Below are 21,895 nucleotides of genomic sequence, written 5' to 3' on the forward strand. Positions count from 1 at the left end.
CGTGAGGTGACGCTTAGCGAAAACTTAGCTGGCAGTGAGCGCGCCGGGGAGTCTTAGCTGGCGATTAGGTGCGTGTTACCGAGCTGCGCGGGTTGCATCTCCCCCGGAGTGAGAGGGAGCAAGAGGTGGGGATCGCAGGTCGAGCGTGAAAGGAAACTCGCGGCTGCCCGCCACGTCGATCGTGGCAGCCGGCACTTGCATGCGCCCGGGCGTGTGACCCATTCGGAAGAAGCGCGCGAGGCGGCGGCTCTCGGCTTCGTAGGCATTGACCGGGAAGGTGACGTAGTTGCGCCCGCCCGGGTGGGACACGTGGTACTGGCAACCGCCGAGTGAGCGGTTCATCCAGGTGTCGACGAGGTCGAACGTCAGCGGCGCATGCACGCCGATGGTGGGATGCAGCGCAGTGGGCGGGTCCCACGCGCGGTAGCGCACGCCGCAGACGTATTCGCCCGCGGTGCCCGTTGGCTGCAGCGGCATCGCCTTGCCGTTGACCGTGACCACGTAGCGGCTTTCGTTCAGGCCGGTCACGCGCACCTCGATGCGTTCGAGCGACGAGTCCACGTAGCGCACGGTGCCGCCGATCGCGCCTTCCTCGCCCATCACGTGCCAGGGCTCCAGCGCGTTGCGCAGCGTCAGCTCGATGCCAGCCGCCTGCACCTGGCCGACCAGCGGGAAGCGGAACTCGAAGTGCGGCGCGAACCAGGCCGCATCGAAGTCGTAGCCGGCCTGGCGAAGCTCCCGAAGCACGTCGTGCAGGTCGGCCAGCACGAAGGTGGGCAGCATCCAGCGGTCGTGCAGCTGCGTGCCCCAGCGCGTGACCGGGGCGCGGTACGGCTCGCGCCAGAAGCGGGCGACCAGCGCGCGCAGCAGCAACTGCTGCACGATGCTCATGCGCGCATGAGGCGGCATCTCGAACGCGCGCAGCTCCAGCAGGCCGAGGCGGCCGGTGGCGGAGTCGGGCGAGTACAGCTTGTCGATGCAGAACTCGCTGCGGTGCGTGTTGCCCGTGACGTCGATCAGGATGTTGCGCAGCGTGCGGTCCACCAGCCAGGGCGGCATGTCCTGCCCGTGGACCTGCCGGTTGCGCTCGATCTCGCGCACGGCGATCTCCAGCTCGTACAGCTGGTCGTTGCGCGCTTCGTCCACGCGCGGGGCCTGGCTGGTCGGGCCGATGAAGAGGCCCGAGAACAGGTACGAGAGCGAAGGATGGTTGTGCCAGTACAGCAGCAGGCTGGCCAGCAGCTCGGGCCGGCGCAGGAAGGGCGAGTCGGCCGGCGTGGCGCCGCCCATGACGAAGTGGTTGCCTCCGCCGGTGCCGGTGTGTCGCCCGTCGGTCATGAACTTCTCGGCCGACAGGCGCGTCTCGAATGCCGCCTGGTAGAGGAATTCGGTGTGGTCGACCAGCTCGCGCCAGTCGTGCGCCGGATGGATGTTGACTTCGATCACGCCGGGGTCGGGCGTCACCTGCAGCAGCTTCAGGCGCGGGTCGCGCGGCGGCGGATAGCCCTCCAGCACGATCTGCACGCCGAGCGCCTGCGCCGTGTCCTCCACCGCGGTGAGCAGCTCGAGATAGTCCTGCGCATCGGCCAGCGGCGGCATGAAGACGTACAGCACGCCGGACTTCTCGCCAGCCTTCTCGGCCTGCGGACCGTTGGCGCGGCGCGGGTCGCGCGCTTCCACGCAAAGCGCCGTGCGCGGGGTATCGCGGTCGGATTCGAAGCGGTCCGGCGGCGAGAAGTCCTCGGGCTGCGCCGGTCCGCGGGCGCGCGCGTCGCCACGGGTCTCCTGGCGACCGGATGCGTCCTGCGAGACGCGCGGCGTCTCGCCTCCACGGGGCACCGGCCCCTGCACGCGCTGCGCCTTGTCCTCGCCCGCCGGCGGAAGGGGCGCGCGGGGCTCCATCGGATCGAGCTCGATCATGTACGGGTAGTCGGACTTGCTCACCCACGGCAGCGAGTCGAGCGGCAGGCGATAGCCCATGGGCGAATCACCCGGCACGAGGTACATGCGCTCATCGCGCAGGAACCAGGGACTGGTGGACCACACGGGCCCGTCGCGCCGCCGCCGCGGCTGCGGATTGGCCTGCAGCGGCAGCACGTAGCCGACGACCGCATCGAGCTTCTGCTCGAACACGCGGCGCAGGCGTGCACGCTCCAGCTCGTCGTCCACGCGCGAGTCGAAGGGATCGACGTTGACCGGCAGGCGCCGCTCGCGCCACAGGTAGTAGAAGACGTCCTCGTAGCCGGGCTGGATATAGCTGTCGCTGAGGTTGAGGTGCCGAGCGAGATGCTGGACGAAGCGCTTCGCATCGTCGCTCGTGTACTGCTGCGGCCGGCGCTCGTCGGCGAAGAGCGCCGGGTTCCGCCAGCACGGCTGCCCGTCGGCGCGCCAGTAGATGGAGAGGGCCCAGCGCGGCAGCTGCTCGCCCGGGTACCACTTGCCCTGGCCGAAGTGCAGGAAGCCGCCCTGGCCGTAGCGCTTGCGCAGCTTGTGCACCAGTTCGGTGGCGTAACCGCGCTTGGTGGGGCCGAGCGCGTCGGTGTTCCATTCGGGCGCATCGCGGTCGCTGGTCGCGACGAATGTCGGCTCGCCGCCCATGGTCAGTCGCACGTCGCCTTCGCGCAGGTCGGCGTCGACCTTCTCGCCCAGCACCAGCACGTCCTGCCACTGCTCCTCGGTGTACGGCTTGGTCACGCGCGGCGACTCGTGGATGCGCGTGACCTTCATGTGGTGGCTGAATTCGACTTCGGCGTCGTCCACCAGGCCTTCGATCGGCGCGGCGCCCGAAGGCTGCGGCGTGCAGGCCAGCGGGATGTGGCCTTCGCCGGCCAGGAGGCCCGAAGTGGGATCGAGCCCGATCCAGCCCGCGCCGGGGAGGTACACCTCGCACCATGCGTGCAGGTCGGTGAAATCGACCGCGGTGCCGCTGGGACCTTCCAGCGCCTTGACGTCGGGCGTGAGCTGGATCAGGTAGCCCGATACGAAGCGCGCCGCCAGGCCCAGGTTGCGCATCAGCTGCACCAACAGCCAGCCCGAGTCGCGGCAGGAGCCGCTGGCATTGGCCAGCGTCTGCTCGGGCGACTGCACGCCCGGCTCCATGCGGATGAGGTAGCGCACATCCTTCTGCACCTGCTGGTTGAGCTCGACCAGGAAGTCGATCGTGGTGCGCGGGGTGCGGTCGATCTTGTCCAGGTAGCGCCGCACCAGCGGCGTCAGCGGCTCGCACGCGAGGTAGGGCGCGAGTTCATCGGCCACCGTCTTCTCGTACTTGAAGGGGAACTTGTCGGCGCTGGGCTCGAGGAAGAAGTCGAACGGGTTGTAGACCGCCATCTCCACGACCAGGTCCACCGTGACGGTGAACTCGGTCGCGGGCTCCGGAAACACCAGCCGCGCCTGGTAGTTGGCGAATGGGTCCTGCTGCCAGTTGATGAAGTGCTGCGCGGGCTCGACGCGCAGCGAGTACGAGAGCACGTTGCTGCGCGAGTGCGGCGCGGGCCGCAGCCGCACCACCTGGGGCCCCAGCCGAACCGGTCGGTCGTACTTGTAGCGGGTGACGTGGTTCAGCGCGGCGTGGATGGACATGGCCGTCGCATCCTAGCAAGGAGCGTGCACATCAACGGGCTGCGCGACGATGCGTAGGCCTCGCAAGGCGCCTCAATCCCGTTGCTGGTGATCGCCGAGACGGTTGTGGCGCGAATCGTTGAACAGCAGCGGGTCACCGAACCGCCGTCGCGCCTCCTGTGCGGACGCGCAGGAGGGCAGGGGCCTTGCACAGCGTTGCGGATAGAACTCCTCGGGAAGTCCGGTCCAGCGGCGGTGCGCCAGGCAGGCCGCGCCCGCGGGCGTCCAGGCGGCCTCGAAGAACATGTCGCGGTCGGTGCCGTCGCGCCGCTGGACCGGCGGCACGAGCGTGTCCCACTTGTCGATCAGTGTTCCATCGCGCGTCCAGGAGCGGCCATCGCCGCAGTAGTCGGCCATGGCCATGCGGACGCAGGCCTGGTGGGCCCCCGCCAGGCGCTCCCCGAGCCACGGCCGGTAACCCCAGCGATAGCACTTCGCGAGGACACCGCGCGTGCACGCGAACGTCACGCGCGCCGCATCCGCGCGCGCCTTGTTCTGCGCGTCGTACGTGCCGGGCAGCACGACCGCCGTGCGTTCGCCCTGAGCGTCCGGTGCGCAGAACGGCTTCCATTCGCCGTCGCGGGCCTTGTACTGCAGGACGTAGAGGGACGTCCTGCCGGGGCGATAGGGATAGCCGTCCGGCAGCGCGTGCTGCTCCGGAACGACCTGGGCTATGCGGAACAGCGCGCGCGGCTGACCGGGCCGGCCGCCGAGGATCTCCGCGCCTTCGAGCTCACTGCCCTGGAAGCGACACCTGTTGGGCCGTGCGGGCCGTCAGCTCGCCTTCGACCACTTGTGCGTCCGCCAGCGGTTCGCCCTTCAGCTTGAGCGTGTCGAGTTCGTGCGAGAGGGGCGCGGGGGGTTGCGTGGCTTGCGCGTCGACCCCTTGGCCATCGACGCCCTGCGTGTCGGCGGCCTGCGGACTAATGCCTTGCGAGTCCATGGCTTGCCCATCGACTCCTTGAGAGTCGAGGGCTTGAGCGCTGACCCCCTGCAAATCTGTACCCTGGAAATCAGTGCCCTGGAAATCAGTGCCTTGGAAATCCGTGCCCTGGAAACCCGTCCCATTCGCCTCAAGGCCCGCGTGCGCCGTGGCCGCGGCAAACAAGGCAGAGCTGATGATGGCCGCCAAGAGTGTCTTCATTGCGATCTCCTTGCTTCGTGGTGACACCCATCGTGCGGCCCGCGGGCTCACGGAAAGCTCACGGATCCGGCGATGGCGCGGCGGACCGGTTGAGCAAGGCGACCACGGCCTCGATGTCGCGCGACGGCGGCACGCCCAGCAGGGTGGACAGGGCGCGGCGGCAGCGGCGGTAGACCGCCAGCGCTTCGGCGGGCTGCCCGACGGCCTGGTGGCAGCACATCAGGCGCAGGTACAGCGTTTCCGCGGTGGGCTCGACTTCGAGCCCGCGCTGGTAGCAACGCACCGCGCCCGTGCTGTCCTGCCGGCCTTCGAACGCGCGGCCGAGTTCCTCGATCGTGCGCAGGAAGCGGCTGCGCAGGCGTTCGCGCAGCGGCAGCGCCCAGGGCCCGCTCTCCTGCGCAAGGAAGTGGCCGGCGTAGAGCGTGCACAGGCGGCGCAGGCGCTCGTCCAGTTCAGCAGGTGCGAGGGCGCGTCCGCGCAGCTCCTCGTCGGTGGTGTCCAGCAGCCGCTCCAGGGCCCGGACGTCGACATGGGCCGCGCTTGCGTCCAGCGTGAGCCTGCCGTCCTTGAGCACGAACGGCGCTTCGTCTCCGAACAGCTTGCGCAGCCGATACAGCGTGGTCTCGAAGGCCTGCTGGGCATGACCCCCTTCGAGATCGGGCCAGAGCGCATCGGTCAGGAGCTCCTGGCTCACGTCGCTGCCGCCGAAAGCGATCAGCGCCTTCAGCAGCTCGAGCGGCTTCCTCGGCGCCTTGCCGGCGAACCGCATCGGCTCGCCGTCCTTCAGCACGGCGAATTCACCCAGCGTGCGGATCTGCAGCGGCCAGGGCCAGCGGTCGAGCCCGCTCACGTTGGCGGGTGGCGCGAGGCGCCGCTTGCGGATCACCGCCGTGACATACGGGACTTCGATGCCGTGCTCGAGCGCCTTCGCATAGAGCCGCGCCATCGTCGAGGACAACCACCAGGTCTGGTTGCGGAATTGCTGCGCGGCGCCGACCTGCAGGCCAAGCCGCAGCGTCTCCAGGCACAGCGCCTCGTTGTCCATGTGCATCGCGATCTCCGCCTCCGCCAGCAGGCTGAGGTATTCGACGGTGCGCGCATTCATCGTGCGCCCTTCGGCCCGCGCCTGGCGCACGAGCGACAGCGCGCCGGCCGCGTCGCCCTGACGGAGCCGGACGCGCCCGAGGTCGATGCGCATCACGGCGGCGGGAAATTCCGCTCCCGCCTGCGTCGCCATCGCCACGGCCGTCTCGGCGAACTCGCGCGCGGACGGAAGGCTGCCCTGCATCACTCGCAACCATGCCGAGAGATAGCTGTACATGGCCTGGTCCATCGGCCGGCTGTTGCTCAGGCCCGCCTCCATCCGTTGCAGGTAGCGCGCCCCCGCTGCGGCGTCATCTGACGAGAGCGTCGCGAACACGCCCTGCGAGCAAAGCAGCATGTCCCACAGGTGCACGCCGGTGGACTGGGCGGTCTGCAGGCCGTGGTCGACGCAGGCGACGCACTCGGCGTTCTCGGCCGACATCCAGTAGTAGGCCGCCGCCATCGCATCCCACGTGATCCGCACGAGCGGCGCCACGCCCGGGGCGGTGACCTGCGCGCGAAGCGTGTTGACGAGCAACTCGGCCTTCGCCAAGTCGCCGATCCACCACGTGTGGTAGAGGATCAGGTGGTTGCCGATCTTCACCTGGAGACGCGGGTTGCCGCCGCGCAGGATGACCTCGCGCACCCGCTGCTCCCACAACGGCATGTCGGGGTGCTGCGGGCGGGCATACATCGTGGCGAGGAACATGCCGCAGGCCAGCTCCGCGTCGAGTGGCGGCGGCAGCTGGCTTGCGTGCGCAAGCAGCGGCTCCATGTCCGCCAGCAAGGGGGCCAGCGGCTTGAAGTTGCCCCATTCGAAGACAACGCTGTCCACCAGCGCGCACCAGGTGACGCAGCGGCCTGCCAGGTCATTGGCCGCCTTGAAGGCGTCGTAGGCGCGTTCGAAATGCCCTCTCGCCTCCGCCGGGTTGAAGGCGAGCCGGCACAGCCCCAGCCAGTAGGACAGCCATGCGTTCGCTGCCAACCTGTCCGGTGGCAGGCTGGTGATCCAGCCCTGCAGCACCTGGCTGCGCCCCTGCTCCAGCAGGGGTTGCGCATGGCCGAGCGCAAGGCGGGCGAGCCCATCCCAGTCCGCCGCCTCGCGCAGCAGCTCCGCCGCGACTTCGATCTGCCCCTCGGCCTCCGACAGCGCGGCGGCCTTGCGTTGCAGGTCGGCAAGTTCGGCCGGAGTGAATGTCGCCCTCGCGCGACCCAGCAGGAAGTCGCGGAACAGCGGATGGAATTCGTACGCGGGCGCGCCGCCGTGTTGCAGGGTGAAGTAGTTGCGACGGTGCAAGTCCGCGAGCAGCGCCTCGGACGAAGCATCACCTGTCAGCGCTGCGACCGTCTGCGCGCGCATCTTCGGCAGCAACGCGGCGGCCAGCAGGATCTTCTGCACCCGTGCATCCAGCCGCAGGAAGATCTCGTCCGCGAAGTAGTCGAACAGGATCTGGTGGCCGCCGCCGGCCGGCCCCTGCGGGGCGGTCCGCACGTCGTGCTCCAGCAGCAGCACGAGGCCCGCCGCCCAGCCGTACGTCCTTCCATGCAGTTCCTCGGATGACAGCGAGCGGCCTTGGCGCGCCCCACGCTGGCGAAGCTGCTCGAACCCCCGCACCTCGTCGACGGTGAGCCGCAGCTCTTCCCAGCCCAGCAGGCGCATGCGTTCGTTGACGAGCATCCGCGACAGTTCGGGCGGCGGCGGCGTGCGGCTGAGCACCAGCGTGCGGAATCCTTCGGGGAGCGCCGAGATCCCGTCCCGCAGCAACGCATGAAGCGGCGCGCCCGGCGCGACGTCCTGGTAGTTGTCCAGCACCAGCAAGACCGGTGGCTTCAGCTGTGAAGCGAGCGCCTCGAAGTAGCGGCGCGCGAACACCGGCAGGCCCGCCAGGTACTCGGCGGTGAGCGCGGGGAGCGGCTTGCGCATCCGCGGCGCCGCATGCTTGGCCGCGAGCCCGAGGTAGTGGAAGAACGTCGCGGGATCCTCGTCGCCGGCATCCAGCTGGTACCAGAGGTGTGTGAGGCCGTGCTGCGCGATGTAGCTGCTCGCCAGCGTTGTCTTGCCCGACCCCGGCGGGGCGCTGATCCACACCACCGGATGGCGCGGGTCATCGAGCAGTTGGAAGAGCCGTTCGCGCACCAGCACGTCGCTGCCGCCGGGGCGGGTCACTTTCGCGGGGACGACGCGCGCAACTGCTTCGGCGTTGGCCATGGATTCATTCTGGGGAGGCGCGCCGCGGGATGTCCAGCGCTGCGCCGCGCGGGTTGGTGGAAATCCCGAGAGGCGCAGCCCTCCTGCGACTGGACGAGCGCCGCACGTGGATGCCGCCGCAAACTCGTGCTGCTCATGAATGCATCCGGTGATCGACGGCTGTTGGAGGCGCTGCTCGGCGGCGCCGTGCTCGGGGCCGTGGTGCAGGTGCACCAGGCGGCGCTGTGGTCAAGCGAGGTGTACTCGGCGCTCGGCGTTGCCGGCGCAGTGGCTGCCCTGCTGTTGGGCTGCGTCGCGCGCGCGCGGCGTGAGGGTGTCGCGGGACGCTTCGTGGCGTTCGGGCTGGTGGTGCTGGCGTCGGGGCTGATCGCTTTCGCGCTGGCGGGATTGCGCGCGTGCGATTTCGCCGGCCGGGGGCTCGATCCCGTTGTCGAAGGTCGCGACATCACTGTTGTCGGGACCATCGCGGCCATGCCCCGGCACAGCGAACTCGGGCCGCGGTTCCGCTTCGAAACCGAGGGGGCCGGTGATCGTTCGGGCGCGGTGCGGGTTCCACGGCGGCTGTCGCTGGCGTGGTTCGCCGGAGCGCCGGCTGCTGCCGCAGGCCTCGAAGACCAGCCGAGCGGCCCCGTGCTGCGCGCCGGCGATCGCTGGCAGTTCACCGTCCGGCTGCGCGCGCCGCACGGCCAGCTCAATCCGCATGGCTTCGACCACGAGCTGTGGCTGTGGGAGCAGGGCGTGCAGGCGACCGGGTACGTCCGCGCGGGCCCGGCGCATCTGGCGCCCCGAAAGCTCGGATCGAGCTTTCGATATCCGGTCGAGCAGGCGAGGCAAGCGGTGCGTGATTCGATCCTTGCCCGCCTGGTCGATCGACAGGCAGCCGGTGTCGTGGCCGCGCTGGTGACCGGCGACCAGGCCGCGATCGACCGGGCCGACTGGGACGTGTTCCGCGCCACCGGTGTGGCCCACCTGATGTCGATCTCGGGACTGCACGTCACCATGTTCGCGTGGCTTGCCGCCGCCGTTCTGGGCGCGGCCTGGAGACGCAGCACGCGCCTGTGTCTCCTGTGGCCCGCGCCGCACGCGGCGCTCGCGGGCGGGTTGGTGCTGGCCGCCGCGTACGCGCTGTTCAGCGGCTGGGGCGTTCCCGCGCAACGCACGGTGCTGATGCTGGCGGCGGTCGGCTGGCTGCGGCTCTCGGGGCGGCGGTGGCCGTGGCCGGTCACCTGGCTGTTCGCGTGCGCCGTCGTGGTCACGGCCGATCCCTGGGCACTGATGCACGCCGGGTTCTGGCTGAGCTTCGTGGCCGTCGGCGTGCTGTTCGCCACCGCCGCCGGTGAGTCCGCCGCGGCCGGTGGGCTGGCGAGGCTTCGAACGCTGCTGCGCGAGCAGGCCGTCGTCACCGTGGCGCTGGCGCCCCTGTCGCTGCTGCTCTTCGGGCAGGTCTCGCTGGTCGGCCTGGTGGCCAACCTCGCGGCGATCCCGTGGGTGACGCTGGTCGTCACGCCGCTCGCGATGGCGGGCGTGCTGCTTTCGCCGGTGTGGGACCTGGCGGCCTGGGCGGTGCAGACCCTCGGCGGCGCGCTGCAATGGCTGGCGGGATTTCCCTTCGCGGTGTGGAGCGGCGCCGCGCCGCCGCTGTGGGCGGGCGCGGCAGGCGTGGTGGGCGGGCTGCTGTTGTCGCTGCGGTGGCCGCCGCCCCTGCGCGCCCTGGGCGTGCCGCTGCTGCTGCCGGCGTTGCTGTGGCAGCCGCCGCGGCCGGTGCAAGGTGAGTTCGAACTGCTCGGCGCCGACGTCGGCCAGGGCAATGCCGTGATCGTCCGCACCGCGCGGCACACGCTGGTCTACGACACCGGCCCGCGATTCAGCACCGACAGCGACGCGGGAGAGCGCGTGCTCGTGCCCCTCCTGCGCGCGTTGGGCGAGCGCGTCGACCGTTTGATGCTGAGCCACCGCGACAGCGACCACACCGGAGGCGCGGCCGCCGTGCTGGCGGCGCATCCCGACGCGGATCTGTTCGCGTCGCTGGAGCCCGGGCATCCGCTGGCTTCGTTGCGGCCGGTGACACCGTGCCAGGCGGGACAGCGGTGGGAGTGGGACGGCATCCGCTTCGACGTGCTGCACCCGACGGGACAGGAGCAAGCGGGGAAGGCGAACGCCATCAGCTGCGTGCTGCGGGTCTCGGGCAACGGCGCATCGGCGCTGCTGGCCGGCGACATCGAAGCGGCGCAGGAGCGGGCGCTGCTCGATCGGGTCGCGCCCTTGCAGGCGCAGGTGCTGCTGGTGCCGCATCACGGGAGCAAGACCTCGTCGAGCGCCGCATTCCTGGACGCGGTGCGACCGCGCTGGGCGCTGGTGCAGGCGGGCTACCGAAACCGGTTCGGGCATCCGGCCGCGTCGGTGGTCGAGCGCTACGTGGAGCGCGGGGCAGCCGTGGTGCCATCCGACCGCTGCGGGGCGGCCTGGTGGACGTCGGCGCGCCCGCAGGAGATGCGGTGCGAGCGCGAAGTGGCGCGCCGCTACTGGCACCACCGCCCGCCCGCAGCGGACGAGGGCGGATCGGGTGCGACCGCGCCGCAGCCGCCCTGATCGCGCCCACGGAAGAGCTTGCCGCGCACGCATCGCAATTGCGCGATGGCGCGTTGGCCGCCCTTTCGCAGGCCCGGTTGTTGCTATCCTGTGGCTGACGGAGAAGGCCGCATGCTTCGATTCGACGAGATGTTCCGGCAGCTGCCCGATTCGGGTCCGCTGCAGTTCCAGACCCAGACGCTGGGCGGGATGACGCAGACCCAGCTGCAGGGCGTGCGTGCCCACTACGAGCGCTACGCCGGCTGGCTGGGCCGGCAGCCGAAAGAGGCCATGGCCGCGCGGCGCGAGGAGGCGGAGATGATCTTCCGCCGCGTGGGCATCACCTTCGCCGTCTATGGCGCCAAGGACGAGGACGGCGCCGGCACCGAGCGGCTGATCCCCTTCGACCTGATCCCCCGCATCATTCCCGCGCAGGAGTGGGCCGAGATCGAGAAGGGTCTGATCCAGCGCGTGACCGCGCTCAACCGCTTCCTGCACGACGTCTACCACGAGCAGGAGATCCTGCAGGCGGGCGTGATCCCGGCCGACCAGGTGCTGAACAACGCCCAGTACCGCAAGGAGATGATGGGCGTCTACACGCCGCACCATGTGTACTCGCACATCGCGGGCGTCGACATCGTGCGTGCCCCCAACGCGAAGGGGGAGGGCGAGTACTACGTGCTGGAAGACAACGTGCGCGTGCCCAGCGGCGTGAGCTACATGCTGGAAGACCGCAAGATGATGATGCGGCTCTTCCCCGACCTCTTCAGCCAGTACCGCGTGGCGCCGGTCGCGCACTACCCGGACCTGCTGCTGGAGACGCTGCGCGCCTCGGCCCAGCCCGGCGCGCCCGATCCCACGGTGGTGGTGCTCACGCCCGGCATGTACAACAGCGCGTACTTCGAGCACGCCTTCCTCGCGCAGCAGATGGGCGTGGAGCTGGTCGAAGGGCAGGACCTGTTCGTCAAGGACCGCTACGTCTACATGCGCACCACGCGCGGGCCCCGCCGAGTCGACGTGATCTACCGCCGCGTGGACGACGACTTCCTCGATCCCAAGGTGTTCCGCCCCAATTCCACGCTGGGCTGCCCCGGTCTGGTGGACGCCTATCGCGCGGGCAACGTCACGATCTGCAATGCCATCGGCGCCGGGGTGGCGGACGACAAGTCGATCTATCCGTTCGTGCCGAAGATGATCGAGTTCTACCTGGGCGAAAAGCCGATCCTCTCGAACGTGCCCACCTGGATGTGCCGCAACCCGGACGACCTCAAGTACGTGCTGTCCAACCTCAAGGACCTGGTGGTCAAGGAAGTGCACGGCGCCGGCGGCTACGGGATGCTGGTGGGGCCGGCCTCCACGCAGCAGGAGATCGAGGACTTCCGGCAGGCGCTGATCGCGAACCCCGCCGGCTACATCGCGCAGCCGACGCTGAGCCTCTCCTCGTGCCCGACGTTCGTGGAAAGCGGCGTCGCGCCGCGCCACATCGACCTGCGGCCGTTCGTGCTCTCCGGCAAGCAGGTGCAGATGGTGCCCGGCGGCCTGACGCGCGTGGCGCTCAAGGAAGGCTCGCTGGTGGTCAACTCGTCCCAGGGTGGCGGCACCAAGGACACGTGGGTGCTGGAGGTGTGACCATGCTTTCCAGGACCGCCGATCACCTCTTCTGGATGGCCCGCTACACCGAGCGCGCGGAGAACACGGCCCGCATGCTCGACGTGAACTACCAGACCTCGCTGCTGCCGCAATCGGCGGCCGTCGCGCAGGTCGGCTGGCAGGGGCTGCTGTCGATCAGCGAACTGGTGCCTTCGTACACGGCGCGGCATGGCGACATCGAGCCTTCGCGGGTGATGGAGTTCATGGTGAAGGACGAGACCAATCCTTCGTCCATCCTGTCGTGCATACGCGCTGCGCGCGAGAACGCGCGGGCCGTGCGGGGCTCACTGACGACGGAGGCCTGGGAGACGCAGAACCAGACCTGGCTGGAGCTCAACCGGATGCTGCGCATCGGCGAGTTCGAGCGCGACCCCGGCCAGTTCTTCGAGTGGGTGAAGTTCCGCTCGCACCTGTCTCGCGGCGTGACGGTGGGCACGATGCTGATGGACGAGGCGCTGCACTTCATGCGGCTGGGCACCTTCCTCGAACGCGCCGACAACACGGCGCGCCTGGTCGACGTGAAGTTCCACGCGGTGCAGAGCGACTTCTTCGGCGCCGCCACGGAGCAGGACCAGGAGTACGACTTCTACCACTGGAGCGCGATCCTGCGCAGCGTGTCCGGCTTCGAGATCTACCGCAAGGTGTACCGCGACGTGATCAAGCCCGAGCGCGTGGCCGACCTGCTGATCCTGCGGGCGGACATGCCGCGCTCGCTGCACGCCAGCATGAACGAGGTGGTGCAGAACCTGGGCATGGTGGCCAACGACCAGTCGGCCGAAACCCTGCGCCGCGCCGGCAAGCTGCGGGCCGACCTGCAGTACGGCAGCATCGACGAGATCCTCGCGACCGGGCTGCACGCCTTCCTGACCCAGTTCCTCGATCGCGTGAACGAGCTGGGCGTGCGAATCAGCCGCGACTTCCTGGTGCCCGCGACGACCTGAAGCGCGAATGAAAAAAGGCGCCGCATGCGGCGCCTTGTCCATGGGCGGGATGGTTTACAGCTTGCGATAGGCGTCGACGAGCTGCTGGCCTTCGGGGCCGGCCTTCTCCAGCCATTCCTTGAGCATGGTGTCGCCGACCTTCTTCATGTCGGCCTTGAGCTGCGCCGGCGGGGTGAGGATCTGCATGCCGTTGGCCTTGAGCTTTTCCAGCGTGTCGCTGTTGGCCTTCTTGCTGGCCTCCCATCCGCGCTTCTCGGCGTCCGCCGCGGCCTTGAGCACGGCGTCCTGCGTGGGCTTGTCCAGCCCCTTGAAAGCCGCGCTGTTGACGATGACCGCGTTCTTCGGCAGCCAGGCCTGCGTGTCGTACCAGTTCTTGATGTGCTCGTAGGTCTTGGAGTCGTAGCCGGTGGAGCCGGACGACATGTACGAGTCCACCACGCCCGTGGCCAGGGCCTGCGAAAGTTCGGCCGCCTGCACCGTGACGGGCTGCGCCCCCACCAGTTCCGCGATGCGGGCCGTCGCCGGGCTGTAGGCACGCCACTTCAGGCCCTTCATGTCGGCGGCGGAGTTGAGCTGGCGCTTGGTGTAGATGCCCTGCGGCGGCCAGGCCACCGCGAACAGGACCATCATGCCCTGCTCGCCGAGCTTCTTCTCCAGCACCGGCTTCTGGGCTCGCCACAGCTTCATCGAGGCGTCGTAGCTGTCGGCCAGGAAGGGGATGCCGTCGGCGCCGAAGATCTGCCACTCGTTCTGGTAGTTCACCAGCAGGATCTCGCCGATCTGCGCCTGCCCGCCCTGCACGGCGCGCTTGATCTCAGGCGCCTTGAAAAGCGACGCGTTGGGGTGCACGGTGATCTTGAGCTTGCCGCCGGTGGCCTTCTCCACGTCATTGGCGAACTGCACCAGGTTCTCGGTGTGGAAGTTGGAGGCGGGATAGGCCGCGGGCAGGTCCCACTTGGTCTGTGCCATGGCCGGGCCTGACAGGGCCAGGGCCGCCGCGGTGATCGCGAACTTGAGTTTCATGGTCGCTCCGGGAGAATGGGGTGATGGAAAGCCGGGTCAGGATAGGTGCAATGTCCGCGCCGGCGGATGCGGTGTTACCCCAAGCGGGCGGGGGCTTCGTGGGCGTGCTGATGCTGGACACGAGGTTTCCGCGCCTGCCGGGTGACGTCGGCCATCCGCAATGCTTCGGGGGCGCGGTGCGTCACGCCGTGATCCAGGGCGCGGTGCCTCGCCGGGTGGTCGCGGATGCGCAGGCGCTGCGGGACAGCGGCCTTGCCGCGCCCTTCATCGAAGCGGCGCGCGCCCTCGCCGCACAGGGAGCGAGGGCCATCACCACCAGCTGCGGCTTCCTGGTGCTGCTGCAGGATGAGCTTCAGGCCGCGGTGCCGGTTCCGGTGGTGACGTCGAGCCTGCTGCAGTTGCCGGGACTGCTGGCGAGCGAGCCACAGGTGGGCGTGCTCACGATCAGCTCGCAGCGCCTGGGGCCGGATCACCTGCTGGCGGCAGGCGTGCCGCGCGAACGGCTGGCCGACGTCATCGTGCAGGGCGTCGATGCCGCCGGGCCTTTCGCGAGCGCCATCCTGGGCAACCAGCCGGACATGGATGTCGAAGGCGCATGCGCCGACGTCGTCAACGCGGCCCGGGCCTTGCGCGAGCGCGCTCCGCACCTGCGCACTGCCGTCCTGGAATGCACGAACATGCCTCCGCATGCGGCCGCGGCGAGCCAGGCCAGCGGGCTGCGCCTGCTGTCCCTCTTGGATGACGAGCGCCTGCGGCGCTGAGCATCGTCACGCCATCGGCGGGGGCCTGGACCAATGACCTGAGCGGGGCGCGCCCTGCTCGATCTTCGAGAGAATCAGCGCATGGACAACCCCGTGCCGCACCTCTTCCTCGACCAGTACCGCTGGCTGGCCACCTACAACCGCTGGTTCAACGCGCGCCTGTACGACGCGTGCGAACGCCTGCCGGACGAGGAGCGGCGTCGCGACCGCGGCGCCTTCTTCCGCTCGGTCCACGGCACGCTGAACCACCTGATGTGGGGCGATCGGGTCTGGCTGCGGCGGTTCGCGGAGCAGGGGGTGCGCTTCGAGGCGCTGACGGAGGAGGTGCTCTGGGTGCCGGAGGGCGCCCTCTACGAGACGCAGCTGTACGAAGACTGGGGGCAGTTGCGCGCCGCCAGGCGGCAACTGGATGACGCGATCGAAAGCTGGGTCGGCGCCATGTCGCCGGATTTCCTGGCCAGCACCATGCGCTACGCGAACACGAAGGGCGTGCGACGCGAGCACGCGGCATGGAAGGCGATGACGCATTTCTTCAACCACCAGACGCACCACCGCGGGCAGGTGACCACGCTGCTGATGCAAGCCGGCGTGGACCCCGGCGTGACGGACATGCTCGCGATGCCCTGAGCGCTAAAGAAAAAGACCCGCCGAGGCGGGTCGTCTTCCTGATGCGGGGTCCGCTTACTTCCTGGCGGCGCTCGCAGCGGGGCGGGAAGCGGTGGCGCGGTCTTCCTTCTTCTCCGCGCTGGCCTCCTTGCGCTCGGCTTTGGCTTCGGCGCGCGCTTCCTTCGCCTTGGCGTCCGCATTGGCTTTCTTCTTCTCGGCACTGGCCTCGGCCTTCGCTTCCTTCTTCTCCGCCTTGGCTTCGGACTTGGCAGTGGCCGCCTTGTCGTCCTTCTTCGCGCCGGTCGTCGTCGTGGGCTTGTACGACTTGCCGCCGACCGTCAGGCCCGCTTCGGACAGGTTGGCCGCGCGCGTCTCGCCGACACCCTTGACGCGGCTGATGAAGTCTTCCCAGCTCTTGAATTCGCCCTTCTTGCGTTCGGACAGAATGAGTCTGCTGGTGCCGGGGCCGATGCCCTTGACACTGTCGAGCTCGGCCTCGGTGGCCTTGTTCACGTCGACGGCGGCCAGGGCCAGCGCCGTGTAGAACAGCATGGCCACGATGGCCAGGATCTTCTTGAACATTCGCGTCTCCTTCGCTGGGGTTGGGATTTCCTCAACGGGGCATTCGCCATGCCCGTTGACCCTGGGCCCAGCTCAGCCGTGCGCGCCCAGCGCCGCCATGTAGCGTGCGACGCCTGTCTGCACGTCCGCGAAGGCGTGCTCGCAGCCCGCGTCGCGCAGGGCGCCCAGGTCGGCCTGCGTGTGGCACTGGTACTTGCCGCGCAACGCATCCGGGAACGGGATGTATTCGAGCAAACCTTCCTGCGCCGCCGATTCCGCCGTGTGCGCCTTGCCGGTGAGCGAAGACACGACCGCCGTGGCCACGTCATTGAAGGGCTGCGCGCGGCCGGTGCCCAGGTTGAAGATGCCGGACTTCTCCGGCCGGTCGAAGAACCACAGGTTCACGGCCACGACGTCGTCGACGAAAACGAAATCGCGGTTCTGCTCGCCGGGCCCGTAGCCGCCGTAATCGCCGAACAGCCTGACCTTGCCCTGTTCGCGGAACTGGTTGAACTGGTGGAAGGCGACGCTGGCCATGCGGCCCTTGTGCTGCTCGCGCGGGCCGTAGACATTGAAGTAGCGGAAGCCCACCACCTGCCGCTTGGTGCGGCGGAAATCCCGACCGCATTCGCGCCGCATGCGCTGGTCGAACAGCAGCTTGGAATAGCCGTAGACGTTGAGCGGGCGCTCGAACTCCGGCGTCTCGCGGAAGGTGGCGGAGCCGCCGTACACCGCGGCGGACGATGCGTACAGCAGCCGGGTCCCACGCTCGCGGCAGGACTCGAACAGCGAGCAGGACACGCCGTAGTTGTTGTCCATCATGTACTTGCCGTCCTGCTCCATCGTGTCGCTGCAGGCGCCCTCGTGGAACACTGCCTCGACCTTGCCGAACGCGCCTTCGGCGAACGCGCCGTAGAACTCGTCGGCGTCGAGGTAGTCCTCGATCTTCAGGTCGGCCAGGTTGCGGAACTTGTCGCCCTGCGTGAGGTCGTCGACCGCGATGACGTTGTCGATGCCGCGCTCGTTGAGGCCCTTGACGATGTTGCTGCCGATGAAGCCGGCGGCTCCGGTGACCACGACACGCGTCATAGGGCCCCCACGCTTGTCACTTCGTGTACTGCGCTGCCCCACAAGGGGGCGCGAGCTTGCCTGAAGCGGTTCTGCGCTGCGCTCATGAAAAGAGCTCCTCGTACGAAACGGTGGCGGTGCCGAACTTGCCCACCACGATGCCGCCGGCGCGGTTGGCGATGGGCACGGCGTCGCGCAGCGGCAGGCCCGCCGCGACCATCGCCGCGAGCGTGGCGATGACGGTGTCGCCGGCGCCGGTGACGTCGAACACCTCGCGCGCCTGTGCCTTGACGTGCAGTTCGCCCTGCGCGTCGAACAGCGTCATGCCTTCTTCGCTGCGCGTGACCAGCAGTGCCTGCAGTTCGAGCGACTCGCGCAGGTTGTGCGCCCGCTTGCGCAGGTCGTCCTCGGACGTCCAGCGGCCCACCACATCCTGCAGTTCGGCGCGGTTGGGCGTGATCACGGTGGCGCCGCGGTAGCGGCCGTAGTCGTCGCCCTTGGGGTCGATCAGCACCGGCTTCTTCGCGGAGGCGGCGGCCGCGATCATGGCGGGGATGTGGGCGAGGCCGCCCTTGCCGTAGTCGGAGAACAGGATCGCGTCCTGCCGCGGCAGCAGCTCGCCGAAGCTGCTGCTCTGCAGGGCCAGCACCTCGTGGTCCGGTTCGTTCTCGAAGTCCATGCGCAGCAGCTGCTGCTGGCGGCCGATCACGCGCAGCTTGACGGTGGTCTTCAGGCCGGGGTCGCGCTTGAGGTGCGCGGCGATGCCGGTTTCGCGCAGCAGCGACTCGAGGCGGTGCCCCGGTTCGTCGTCGCCCACCACGCCCAGGAAGCTGGCCTGCGCGCCGAGCGTCGCCACGTTGTAGGCGACGTTGGCGGCGGCGCCGATGCGCTCTTCCTCGCGCGAGACCTTGACCACTGGCACCGGCGCTTCGGGCGAAATGCGCTCGACGGCGCCGTGCCAGTAGCGGTCGAGCATCGCGTCGCCGACCACGAGCACGCGGGCATTCGCGAGCTGTTGCTTGGTTGGGTTCATCTTCAGAGTTCTTCGACCCGTCTGGCCGGGTAGCTGTCCCAGGTGTGGCAGCCGGGGCACTGCCAGAAATGCTGCTTGGCCTCGAAGCCGCAGGCGGCGCAGCGGTAGCGCACGAGCGGCTTCACGGCGTGGTCCAGCGCGCGCTGCACACGGGGATGGTACTGCTCGTTTTCCAGCTTCTCGCCCGCGAGCCACTTGGAGGCGGCGACCAGCGAAGGCTCTCGCTCGAGGTGGCGCGCATACCAGTCGCGCGAGCTGCTCTCGGGCTCGAGCGCGACGATGGCTTCCAGCACGTCGAGCGAGGGCATCTGCTCGTAGCTGTGCTTGAGCAGCGTGAGCGCCCGGGCTTCCATGCCGCAGGCCGAGGCGTATTGCGCCAGCGGCCGGGCCAGCAGGGGAGTGGATGCGGGCGCGGCCTGCGCCAGGTCCGCGAGCATGGTGAAGGCCCCCGCGGCGTCCCCCGACTTGCGCCGCAGCGCCGCGAGTTCCATCACCGGCCGCGCCGCCGAGGGAGCGATCTCCGTCGCCTCGCGCAGCAGCTTCTGCGCGGCGCCATCGTCGGAGATCGAGGCCTGCTCGCACAGGTAGTGCGCGCGGCGGGCGGCGAAGCTGCCCTGGCCCGATTCCTCCAAGCGGCGTGCGATTTCGGCGGCCTGGGGCCAGTCGCGCGAGCGCTCGTAGATCGACAGCAGCGCCAGCAGCGCCTGGCCTTCGTAGGCGCTGCCTTCGAGCTTTCGCAGCGCTTCCTCGGCCCGGTCGAGCAGGCCGGCCTTGAGGAAGTCCAGCGCCAGCGCGTGCTGGGCACGGTGCCGCTCGGCCCGGCTGAGGTCGCCTCGCGAGAGCAGGTGCTCGTGCACGCGCACCGCACGCTCGTATTCGCCGCGGCGGCGGAACAGGTTGCCCAGCGCGAAGTGCAGCTCGGAGGTGTCGGGGTCGTTGCGGACCGCCTCGATGAACGCGTCGATCGCCTGGTCCTGCTGCTCGTTGAGCAGGAAGTTCAGCCCGCGGAAGTAGGCCTTCGGCGCCTGCCGGTTCTCGATGCGCAGCTGGCGCAGGTCCAGCCGCGAGGCGACCCAGCCCAGCACGAACGCGATGGGCAGGCCCCACAGGAGCCAGCTGACGTCAAAGTCCATGCGTGGGCGGCATCTGGGTGGTCAGGACGCTGTCGCCGTTGGCGTCTCGCGAGCGGCGGCGGTGGCGCCACCAGCGCGGCACCATGCCGGCCGCGCCGATCACCAGGCCGAGCGCGAACGCGGCCAGCACCACCAGCACCAGCGGCCCGTTCCAGGACTGGCCGAAGAAGAAGTGGACCGTGGCGGCGTGCTGGTTGTTCAGCGCGAAGGCGAAGAGGGTAAAAAAAATGGCTGCCTTGAGCAGCCACATGAGGTATTTCATTGCGCTCCCCGGTGGTGGGGGATTCTACGGTCGGGCACGGGCGCGAGGCCCGCGCTCAGCCCTGCATCTCCTCGGTGCGCTTGTCCACCGCCTCGCGCAGGGCCTTGCCCGGCTTGAAGTGGGGCACGCGCTTTTCCGGGATCTGGACGCTTTCGCCGGAGCGCGGGTTGCGCCCCAGGCGCGGCGGGCGCCGGTTGATCGAGAAGCTGCCGAAGCCGCGGATCTCGATGCGGTGCCCGCGCACCAGCGCTTCGCCCATGGCGTCGAGGATCGCCTTGACGGCGTACTCGGCGTCGCGGTGCGTCAGCTGGCTGAAGCGGGAGGCCAGTTCTTCGACGAGGTCTGAACGTGTCATAACAGGCGAAGACAAGGCGAAGGCTGCGCCTGCGCCTTGTCCTTCGGCTTATCGCTCCAGCTTGGCCTTGAGCAGCGCGCCCAGGTTGGTCGTGCCCGCGGTCTCGCGCGACGACTGCTGGTTGAGGCTGGCCATCGCACCCTGCTCGTCGGCCATGTCCTTGGCCTTGACCGACAGCTGGATGTTGCGCGTCTTGCGGTCGATGTTGACCACCACGGCGCTGACCTCGTCGCCTTCCTTGAGCACGTTGCGCGCGTCTTCCACGCGGTCACGGCTGATCTCGGAGGCGCGCAGGTAGCCGAAGATCTCGTTGCCCAGGTCGATCTCGGCGCCCTTCGGGTCGACGGTCTTGACCTTGCCGCTGACCACGGAGCCCTTGTCGTGCACCGACACGAAGGTGGTGAAGGGGTCGGCGTCCAGCTGCTTGATGCCCAGGCTGATGCGCTCGCGGTCGACGTCGACGGCCAGCACGATGGCCTCGACTTCCTGGCCCTTCTTGTAGTTGCGTACCGCCTGCTCGCCCGGCTCGTTCCAGGACAGGTCGGACAGGTGCACCAGGCCGTCGATGCCCGCGGCGAGGCCGACGAACACGCCGAAGTCGGTGATCGACTTGATCGGACCCTTGACGCGGTCGCCGCGCTTGGTGTTCTGCGCGAACTCCTGCCAGGGGTTGGCCTTGCACTGCTTCATGCCCAGGGAGATGCGGCGCTTGTCCTCGTCGATCTCCAGCACCATGACCTCGACCTCGTCGCCCAGCGACACGATCTTGGACGGGGCCACGTTCTTGTTGGTCCAGTCCATCTCGGACACGTGCACCAGGCCCTCGATGCCCGGCTCCAGCTCGACGAACGCGCCGTAGTCGGCGATGTTCGTGATCTTGCCGAACATGCGCGTGCCCTGCGGGTAGCGGCGGGAAACGCCCATCCAGGGGTCGTCGCCCATCTGCTTGAGGCCCAGCGAGACGCGGTTCTTCTCGGTGTCGAACTTGAGGATCTTGGCCGTGATCTCCTGGCCGGCCTGGACCACCTCGGACGGGTGGCGCACGCGGCGCCAGGCCATGTCGGTGATGTGCAGCAGGCCGTCGATGCCGCCGAGGTCGACGAACGCGCCGTACTCGGTGATGTTCTTGACGACGCCGCGGACGATGGAGCCTTCCTTGAGGGTTTCCATCAGCTTGGCGCGCTCTTCGCCCATCGACGCTTCGACCACGGCGCGGCGCGACAGCACGACGTTGTTGCGCTTGCGGTCCAGCTTGATGACCTTGAATTCGAGCGTCTTGTTCTCGAACGGGGTCAGGTCCTTGATCGGGCGGGTGTCGATCAGCGATCCGGGCAGGAAGGCGCGGATGCCGTTGACCAGCACCGTCAGGCCGCCCTTGACCTTGCCGGTCGTGGTGCCGGTGACGAACTCGCCGGATTCCAGGGCCTTCTCGAGGGCCATCCAGGAAGCCAGGCGCTTGGCCTTGTCGCGCGACAGGATGGTGTCGCCGTAGCCGTTCTCGATGGCGTCGATGGCGACGGACACGAAGTCGCCCACCTGCACCTCGATCTCGCCCTTGTCGTTCTTGAATTCGTCGATCGGCACATAGGCCTCGGACTTGAGGCCCGCGTTGACCACGACGAAGTTGTGCTCGATGCGCACGACTTCGGCGGTGATGACCTCGCCCTGGCGCATCTCGGCGCGCTGGAGCGATTCCTCGAAGAGGGCGGCGAAGGATTCAGACATTCAGGTTCCTTGCACGTCGCAGGGTTCCGCCAGGCACCATTGCGAGGCGTTTCGAGTCGGCGTCAGCCGATTGCGAATAGTTGCGACGGCGGTTTTGTGCGGCTTGGGCCGCGGGTTGGTTGGTGAACCGCACCGCCAGTGCGCTGCTGCGC

General features: G+C 68.9%; 17 protein-coding genes. 5 read left to right on the plus strand and 12 right to left on the minus strand.

Going from position 1 to position 21,895, the window contains the following annotated elements:
- Window positions 1-75: 75 nt before the first annotated feature.
- The 4 genes from EZ313_RS03795 to EZ313_RS03810 all read right to left on the minus strand — a co-directional run bounded on the left by EZ313_RS03795 (window position 76) and on the right by EZ313_RS03810 (window position 8,057).
- Entirely contained in the window at window positions 76-3,582 is a 3,507-nt protein-coding gene (locus EZ313_RS03795; RefSeq protein ID WP_135261874.1) for a transglutaminase family protein, read from the minus strand.
- Between the two features lie 72 nt (window positions 3,583-3,654).
- Complete coding sequence (locus tag EZ313_RS03800; RefSeq protein WP_338106309.1) at window positions 3,655-4,338, minus strand: ADYC domain-containing protein; 684 nt, start codon at window positions 4,336-4,338, stop codon at window positions 3,655-3,657.
- Window positions 4,339-4,354: 16 nt separating this feature from the next.
- A complete protein-coding gene (locus tag EZ313_RS03805) occupies window positions 4,355-4,765 on the minus strand; it encodes a pentapeptide repeat-containing protein (protein WP_135261876.1) in 411 nt (136 codons plus the stop codon).
- 58 nt (window positions 4,766-4,823) lie between these two features.
- Window positions 4,824-8,057, minus strand: coding sequence for an AfsR/SARP family transcriptional regulator (locus tag EZ313_RS03810; RefSeq protein ID WP_135261877.1), 3,234 nt, complete (start codon window positions 8,055-8,057; stop codon window positions 4,824-4,826).
- 135 nt (window positions 8,058-8,192) lie between these two features.
- On the opposite strand from EZ313_RS03810, the gene EZ313_RS03815 reads away from it, so the two are divergent.
- The 3 genes from EZ313_RS03815 (at window position 8,193) to EZ313_RS03825 (ending at window position 13,216) form a co-directional block, all read left to right on the plus strand.
- A complete protein-coding gene (locus EZ313_RS03815; protein ID WP_135261878.1) occupies window positions 8,193-10,646 on the plus strand; it encodes a ComEC/Rec2 family competence protein in 2,454 nt (817 codons plus the stop codon).
- Between the two features lie 111 nt (window positions 10,647-10,757).
- Complete coding sequence (locus EZ313_RS03820) at window positions 10,758-12,254, plus strand: circularly permuted type 2 ATP-grasp protein (protein ID WP_135261879.1); 1,497 nt, start codon at window positions 10,758-10,760, stop codon at window positions 12,252-12,254.
- Between the two features lie 2 nt (window positions 12,255-12,256).
- Window positions 12,257-13,216 carry an alpha-E domain-containing protein gene (locus EZ313_RS03825; protein WP_135261880.1) on the plus strand — a complete coding sequence of 320 codons (960 nt, stop codon included), beginning with the start codon at window positions 12,257-12,259 and terminating at the stop codon, window positions 13,214-13,216.
- A gap of 54 nt (window positions 13,217-13,270) precedes the next feature.
- Here the strand turns inward: EZ313_RS03825 and EZ313_RS03830 are convergent, their stop codons facing one another.
- Window positions 13,271-14,239, minus strand: coding sequence for a TRAP transporter substrate-binding protein (locus tag EZ313_RS03830; protein WP_135261881.1), 969 nt, complete (start codon window positions 14,237-14,239; stop codon window positions 13,271-13,273).
- 50 nt (window positions 14,240-14,289) lie between these two features.
- Between EZ313_RS03830 and EZ313_RS03835 the strand changes: the two genes are divergently transcribed.
- Both EZ313_RS03835 and EZ313_RS03840 read left to right on the plus strand, forming a co-directional pair.
- Entirely contained in the window at window positions 14,290-15,000 is a 711-nt protein-coding gene (locus EZ313_RS03835) for an aspartate/glutamate racemase family protein (RefSeq protein WP_240788522.1), read from the plus strand.
- Between the two features lie 81 nt (window positions 15,001-15,081).
- Window positions 15,082-15,627, plus strand: coding sequence for a DinB family protein (locus EZ313_RS03840; RefSeq protein WP_135261882.1), 546 nt, complete (start codon window positions 15,082-15,084; stop codon window positions 15,625-15,627).
- A gap of 54 nt (window positions 15,628-15,681) precedes the next feature.
- Here the strand turns inward: EZ313_RS03840 and EZ313_RS03845 are convergent, their stop codons facing one another.
- The 7 genes from EZ313_RS03845 to rpsA all read right to left on the minus strand — a co-directional run bounded on the left by EZ313_RS03845 (window position 15,682) and on the right by rpsA (window position 21,743).
- Window positions 15,682-16,188: a ComEA family DNA-binding protein gene (locus EZ313_RS03845; protein ID WP_135261883.1), complete on the minus strand. Its 507-nt coding sequence runs from the start codon at window positions 16,186-16,188 to the stop codon at window positions 15,682-15,684.
- Window positions 16,189-16,260: 72 nt separating this feature from the next.
- Complete coding sequence (gene rfaD / locus EZ313_RS03850) at window positions 16,261-17,256, minus strand: ADP-glyceromanno-heptose 6-epimerase (RefSeq protein WP_135261884.1); 996 nt, start codon at window positions 17,254-17,256, stop codon at window positions 16,261-16,263.
- Window positions 17,257-17,338: 82 nt separating this feature from the next.
- On the minus strand, window positions 17,339-18,268 hold the full coding sequence (rfaE1, locus tag EZ313_RS03855; protein ID WP_135261885.1) for a D-glycero-beta-D-manno-heptose-7-phosphate kinase: 930 nt from the start codon (window positions 18,266-18,268) through the stop codon (window positions 17,339-17,341).
- A gap of 2 nt (window positions 18,269-18,270) precedes the next feature.
- Window positions 18,271-19,401, minus strand: coding sequence for a lipopolysaccharide assembly protein LapB (gene lapB, locus EZ313_RS03860; protein WP_135261886.1), 1,131 nt, complete (start codon window positions 19,399-19,401; stop codon window positions 18,271-18,273).
- Entirely contained in the window at window positions 19,391-19,663 is a 273-nt protein-coding gene (locus tag EZ313_RS03865) for a LapA family protein (protein WP_135261887.1), read from the minus strand. Before EZ313_RS03865 ends, lapB begins: the two co-directional genes overlap by 11 nt.
- Window positions 19,664-19,718: 55 nt before the next feature.
- Window positions 19,719-20,018 carry an integration host factor subunit beta gene (locus EZ313_RS03870; protein WP_135261888.1) on the minus strand — a complete coding sequence of 100 codons (300 nt, stop codon included), beginning with the start codon at window positions 20,016-20,018 and terminating at the stop codon, window positions 19,719-19,721.
- A gap of 48 nt (window positions 20,019-20,066) precedes the next feature.
- Entirely contained in the window at window positions 20,067-21,743 is a 1,677-nt protein-coding gene (rpsA, locus tag EZ313_RS03875; RefSeq protein ID WP_135261889.1) for a 30S ribosomal protein S1, read from the minus strand.
- Window positions 21,744-21,895 lie beyond the last annotated feature (152 nt).

Origin of the sequence: Ramlibacter henchirensis (assembly GCF_004682015.1) — a bacterium.
Taxonomy (GTDB): Bacteria; Pseudomonadota; Gammaproteobacteria; order Burkholderiales; family Burkholderiaceae_C; genus Ramlibacter; species Ramlibacter henchirensis.